Genomic DNA, 6,409 nt, shown 5'->3' on the forward strand with positions numbered 1-6,409 from the left:
CCAACCGTCGACGAACCTTGCCTTCGGGCCAGGCATTTAACTCCATGGTCTCTTGACAAGAAAAAAACGAGTGGCGGTTGACGGCCTCGTTCATATCAGTTCAACAACGGATGACCCAAGAGAAGGTGTCATGGTGATGAATTGTATTGTGTTTCATAAAGTGTGGGAAGTTGACCAAGACATGTTTGAATTGAGGATGTCCGCTCGTTCTGCAGAGTGTCAAATCAAAATTAACTTTTACACCTCAAACCAAGAGCTTGAAGAGCTACGTGATGGGTTAAGAGCTCTGGGGAAATTAGGTGTTAAGGAATTTACTTGGACAAGTGGAGAAGATTCACAAGACGTAACTCATTATGTTTGTTGTCGCTTTTTCCTATGTAGCAAGCGAGGGCACGTTGCAATTGAGGTGTTGACCGATAATAAACGTCCATCTCCTAATGGAGCAAGAACAAAATTTTTTATTATCACAGAATTGGGGTCTATAGACGAATTTGCAAATGAATTGGACCAGTTAATCAGGGGTAACGAAACAACCGCTAGTGGCGTTGTGCCATCAAGTTTTTGATACTTCCTGTGTCTCGGTATGTCTAAACGGGGCGACGGGGGGTTCTGTCGTTGACGGGAGCATTCACCGAAGAACGTGGCACGTCAACAAATGCATGAATATTCGTTACTGTTGTCTGCTTTGTTGCAGGACTCTCGGGCAAAAAACTGCAAAGGACATGTTGATGGGAAGGAGGAAAGGTTAGTGACTAAGATACCTCTGCCAACTACGATACCTATTGTTCTGAACGTAGTGATGATTATCTCGTATATATGGTTTGTGGTGGATGTAATCAGGGGGCATGTGCATCATTCCGATGCTACTTTCAACTATGCACTAGTAAATGCTATGTCGCTTGTATGGCTTGGTATCGGTGTGTTGGCTCATTGTAATAGCATTGCTATCAATAAATTCAACGAGTATCTGGAAAACAAATACGAGAGTGAACAATGATTGCTTCTTTAGGGATCGGGAGCAAATGTCTGGGAAGGACCAGGATGCCGATACATGAATATTCAATAATAGCTCGAGGCTTTTACTACACTCTCGGGCAGGAATGCTGAATATTGACTCAATCAAAATTTATGGTAAAAATTCATAATTTTGAGGTGATTCCTATGAGACGGGGCATTGTGTTATTGGTAGCATTAGTATTCAATGGATTGATAAATTTGTATATGTTATGGGATGAATTCGCATTATTGTTTCATGTGTTCATCCTTGGTCCTGTTTACCGTTGGGTAGACGCTTTGAGTTGGTTGGGAACAGCTGCAACAGTGATAATTGTTTTATCTTCCATTTCCGATAAACCCATTATTCGTCACAATAGGGCAATCAAGATTGTCGGCATAATCGTGGTTTGTCTAAATATAGGCTGGTTTCTTACCAATCGGATTTACGACAGTATAGAAGTTCATCAGTTTTTTTAATAAGCGAAAATACGATAAAACGATTCAAGTGATGTGTCGCAAATAGGCAAAAACTGAAGTAACCCACCAGCAGCGATTACATAAATATGCGGTTCGGAAGTTTTGGTCTTATTGGACACTTGGGGCAGTTTATCTAGTTCCACAACGGAGGAATTCGCATGGACAGGATAAATAGCTACACTTTACAGGTACGTTAAATGAACTATAAAACCCGGAGGCGATTCAGCTGTACATTAGAGGAAATTACACGATTATCGGTACGCATATCGATCGGATTCATTTCACCCAGAGGTGGAATCCTTCTCATTTCAGGTTCCAGTGAATTCAGGTACTGTACACGTTGAAGTCCGACGTGATGGCACGGCAAATGCCGTTATCAACGTTGAACCGGCCAACGATGTGATGGTGGAGATTGAATCATACGCCGAGGGAAACGCACTATCGGAAACTTCGAATGACTTTATGCAATCCCTAAGTAGGGAACTTGCCGAGGCTACTCGCAGGGTCTTACACCTTATCAAGTACTGATTAAACCAGGTAGGCCTGCAGGAAAACCTGTTTAGTGTTAGGTACCATGATTGGTCTGTCGATGGAGATACATGGTTCAGGCTGCCCCCCAATTATTCCGGTTACATGTCCAATATTGATAGCCCATTAGAGCTTGACGAATCTACAGTTGCTGCCGTCCAACAGTACATCGATACCGGCTACACCCCATTCGCGGCCCTACGTCACTTGCACAGAGCCAAACACGAGAATACTCCACGATATAAATGGATTGACGCTGCAATAGCCGCTGAACTTGCAATTAAGGAGTATTTGATTCGTGTGAAGCCTGAACTTGAGGCACTTTTGTTGGAGGTACCGTCTCCGCCAATATCCAAGCTTTACGGGTCACTTCTGGAGGCATATAGTACAGGCGTATCACCGAAAAGAAACAAACTTATTCAGGATGCTGAGGTACGCAATCATATGGTTCACCGTCCGGAAGCGGAGGAAATCAGTATTCCCGAAGTGCGTACCTACGTCGACCACGTAGAAGCTGCCATATATGACCTAATAAAGCGATTGATGCCCGACGACCCGACGGTGACAAAAATCCATCGGTCCGTAACACTCCAGTCCGACAGCCACGAGAGAAAACCTAAAAAACTAAAAAATGGGACTTATACCGCTCAATTTCTGTGCTAATGGGGGCGAGAACTGAATAAGTCGCCTGCCCCTGCTTGTACATGAATATTCGTTCCTGGTGGCTCCGAACTGTCACTAACGGAGCAGGTTAATCCAACAAGGGTCATGGGACATTCGGAGAATGATAAACTAGGAAAATAAAGCTTACTCGTAACTATAGGGCGGTGTGTACATGTTAGATACCAAGCTGGTTCTTTTTGAGGGCATACCGGGAGCAGGTAAGTCTACGACTTCTCGGTACATGTCATTGTTATTAAACCGCCATGGAATTAAAAACACACTTATTCACGAATTGTCTAGTGACCATCCGATCAACCTGTTTAATCATATTCTTCTTCAAGAATTTCTCAAGTCTCGTTATAGAAAAGTCTAGGTATCGCCGTGGATCTGATATCCAAGCGCACCCAAGGAGCTTATGAAAAGGTACGCAAGCTGTATTTGGATTGAGTCGTCTTAACTTCATAGGTCTACGGTGTAGAATTCATCATTTACAGTATCAGTCACATCGGATAAGACCGAGGTATCGTGAAACTCCCTTCGAATGTCATCATATTCAACGTTACTAAGAAATCAAAGAACCAACTAAAATCACAATTTTATATGTGATTACCTTGTATAGGGTTGTCACCTTGAATCCTAGATGATTCAAGGTTCTTTGTGTATGGTCACAGATTTACATACAACTAATCTTCTGGAATATTCAGCTTGATCTGCTATGATCATATCAGTGAGGGTGATGCTAGTGGATTTCATTCGTAACCTGTCAGATACAGATTTAATTGCTTCCTATGGTGTTGTTATCGATGAGTTGAAGCGTAGACAGATTATACGAAGCAAGAATGTAGTGGACGACTTGGGAGAATACATAGCCATTAAACATCACTGTGACACCAAAGGACTGCCAAAACTGCAAGCCGCGCCACCAAGCACCAAGAACATTGATGCGATAAGTGTAGATGGTGATCGCTATAGCATCAAAGCTACAACGAGTAGTACAACCAGTGTGTTCTACGGATTGAATCCGCCAGGTTCAAATGAGCCAGAGCAACAGAAGTTTGAATATGTCATACTTGTGCTATTTGATACAAATGTTCGCTTGAAGCAGATCAATGAACTTACGTGGGAGCAGTTTTTTAAATACAAGCGATGGCACAGCAGAATGAGCGCGTGGAGTTTGAGCGTTAGCAAGGAAATGTTGGAGAACACCAGAGTTGTTTACAAGTATGCTGACAAACTTTAAGGTGATTTGAATGGACTTTCTAGAAAAATGGCTCGAAATCATTAACGTGTAGGGGATAGCAAGGAGGGACGCTGTATGGCTGTTATCACGTATAACAAGCTAGTCAGAGACCACATACCAGAGATTATTGAACAGAATGGCAAGCGGTGCGTTGTTCGTACGTTGGAGAATGACGAGTACCTTGAAATGCTGAACGCAAAGTTGGGCGAAGAACTGAAGGAGTATCTTGAATCTGGTGAGGTCGAAGAACTGGCTGATCTCGCTGAAGTCATGTTGGCTGTTGTGAAGGCAAAGCACATCAGTGTTAAGAAGTTTGAGGCTATGATGACATCTAAAAGGGATCAGCGTGGAGGTTTCGACAAGCGGATCTTTTTGGAGAGCGTAACGGAATAATCAAGTCATTGGATGTTTCAATTAAATATGTTGTCATCAATAACAGGAGGAGCGTCACTTCATGTCGCTTGGACGTATACAATATGTAGATGATATTCGCAATATCTGGACTAATGAAGCCAGAGATTTTACGCCTTGGCTTGCTGACAACATTGATGTCTTGGGCGAGGAATTAGGTCTAGAAATTGAGTTAGTTGCAACAGAGCAAACAGTTGGTGCATTTTCGCTGGACATTTTGGCAAAGGATGTTGGAAATGGCTCATTGATTGCGGTGGAGAATCAATTAGAGCCAACAGATCACTCGCACCTTGGACAATTGCTTACATATGCGTCAGGACTCGACGCAAAGACAATGATTTGGATCGCAAAGGAAATTCGAGAAGAACATCGGAAAGCAATTGACTGGTTGAATGAAGCTACAAATGACGATGTGCAGTTCTTCGCTGTGGAAATTCAAGTTATAACGATTGGTGAATCAACTCCTGCTCCGCTTTTCAAAGTAAAGGCATCTCCAAATGAATGGTCAAAATCTAAGCGGACTGGCACTGTGTCTAGGGCAATGTCAAGCGAGAAAAGTGGCAAACAGCAGTATTATCATGATTTCTTCTCCAAACTACTTGAACGATTACATAAAGTAAGTCCTTCCTTTACGACCGCACGAAAAGTTGGCTATGATAGTTGGTTTGGATTTGGCATAGGTAAAACTGGATTCGCGCTTAACTTAGTGTTTCGTAGCGGTAACAGATTTTCGTGTGAATTGTATATTGATTGCGGTGATAAAGAAGCAAATGAGACTTACTTTGATGTGTTTGAACGTGACAAGATTGCGATTGAGTCGAGTCTTGGTGCGTTAGAGTGGGAGCCGCTAGAAAGCAAGAGAGCCTGTCGCATTGCTCAGAATGAGAGTTGCGGGAAAGACGATGATATGATCGATTGGGGCATACGCAAAGTCATGAAGTTTCGTGAAGTGTTCCATCCATACGTTAAGAAGATGTAGTTCATGTTGTTGGTGGGTGTTTTGGTGTCCATGACAGATACATAAGTAACATTAGTTTCTCTTGTTGACACCAGAATTCCATCTGTTAGGCATTTGAAATGGGGACATGTAGTTGTTTGAGAAACTAGCAGCTGTACTGAAGAAATCAAAGAAGACTACACAAGATAGCCAAACAAGTGCATCAAAGACAGAATCGAAACAACAGCCTAAAACAATTGACCCAAAGCACATTGGCGACTTGGGCGAGTTCAAAATTGAAGTCCAGCTTCGCCAGTTTTCCAAAGAGAATAGGTATTTGAACGATTTGCTGATCGCCAATCCAAGATCGAAAACTGGATACACACAAATTGATCATGTGCTGATCACGCCATACGCTGTTTTTGTAATCGAGACAAAGAACTACAAAGGATATGTAAAGGGGAAGCGTGAGGACAGAAATTGGAGAGTAAATGGAAAGTTTAACATGTATAATCCAGTCAGACAGAATCGCACTCATATCAATGCGTTGAAGCGGCTGTTGAAGGATTATGAAGACATTCGATTCATTTCTATTGTGTCGTTCACGAAGCGTTGCGAGTTACATATTGAGCCAGAATTACGGACAGTGGATACGGATGAATTTGTTGTGTATGACATCCTCCTGACAGAGTTCATAGAAAGAAAGCTAATCAGACTCAAAAATGAATACTCTAGGCCACCATTGTCTGATGCAGATGTGAGTCACATTTTCCAACTGCTTGGCGAGAAGAACATTACTGATTCCAAAGCGAGAGAGGAACATGTTCAAAAAGCAAGTGCGGTACAAAAGACGAATTGACTTGCTAGATGATTACTTCAAAACAGAGTTTTATGTGGGATTGGGTGGATTGAAGGTTGTAAGGAATCCTTATAGTAGAATGGGAAAGGCAGTCCAAATATGTCAGTCCACCTTGATGCGAATCTCCCATAACATCTTGCCTTCTTCAGTGACGACGGCCTCGCAATTGAAGTATATCGTGTCTGCGATTTGAATGAGTGTGTAAAATATTTTGTGTAAACTCCCAATCCCCAAAAGGGAGTATGAGATTGGGAGGACATAAGAGTGACTAAGGTTTCAAAAGAACAGCTCAGAAAGT

The 6,409-nt window shown here is 42.4% G+C and carries 7 protein-coding genes; all 7 read left to right on the forward strand.

Translation table 11 applies throughout. The annotated features are described in order from the left end of the window. The first annotated feature begins 136 nt into the window (after nucleotides 1-136). Entirely contained in the window at nucleotides 137-565 is a 429-nt protein-coding gene (locus ACFSB2_RS16465) for a WapI family immunity protein (RefSeq protein ID WP_377944194.1), read from the forward strand. A 75-nt stretch (nucleotides 566-640) separates the two neighbouring features. Continuing rightward, nucleotides 641-997 carry a hypothetical protein gene (locus tag ACFSB2_RS16470; protein WP_377944195.1) on the forward strand — a complete coding sequence of 119 codons (357 nt, stop codon included), beginning with the start codon at nucleotides 641-643 and terminating at the stop codon, nucleotides 995-997. A 1,304-nt stretch (nucleotides 998-2,301) separates the two neighbouring features. Further along, nucleotides 2,302-2,664 carry a hypothetical protein gene (locus tag ACFSB2_RS16475; RefSeq protein WP_377944196.1) on the forward strand — a complete coding sequence of 121 codons (363 nt, stop codon included), beginning with the start codon at nucleotides 2,302-2,304 and terminating at the stop codon, nucleotides 2,662-2,664. A 742-nt stretch (nucleotides 2,665-3,406) separates the two neighbouring features. After that, a complete protein-coding gene (locus ACFSB2_RS16480) occupies nucleotides 3,407-3,904 on the forward strand; it encodes a hypothetical protein (protein ID WP_377944197.1) in 498 nt (165 codons plus the stop codon). Nucleotides 3,905-3,979: 75 nt separating this feature from the next. Then, complete coding sequence (locus ACFSB2_RS16485; protein ID WP_377944198.1) at nucleotides 3,980-4,297, forward strand: nucleoside triphosphate pyrophosphohydrolase; 318 nt, start codon at nucleotides 3,980-3,982, stop codon at nucleotides 4,295-4,297. A 61-nt stretch (nucleotides 4,298-4,358) separates the two neighbouring features. Beyond that, nucleotides 4,359-5,294, forward strand: coding sequence for a DUF4268 domain-containing protein (locus ACFSB2_RS16490; protein ID WP_377944199.1), 936 nt, complete (start codon nucleotides 4,359-4,361; stop codon nucleotides 5,292-5,294). 112 nt (nucleotides 5,295-5,406) lie between these two features. Then, nucleotides 5,407-6,111 carry a nuclease-related domain-containing protein gene (locus ACFSB2_RS16495; protein WP_377944201.1) on the forward strand — a complete coding sequence of 235 codons (705 nt, stop codon included), beginning with the start codon at nucleotides 5,407-5,409 and terminating at the stop codon, nucleotides 6,109-6,111. Nucleotides 6,112-6,409: the final 298 nt, after the last annotated feature.

Origin of the sequence: Alicyclobacillus fodiniaquatilis, from assembly GCF_042678105.1 — a bacterium.
In the GTDB taxonomy this organism is placed as follows: Bacteria; Bacillota; Bacilli; order Alicyclobacillales; family Alicyclobacillaceae; genus Alicyclobacillus; species Alicyclobacillus fodiniaquatilis.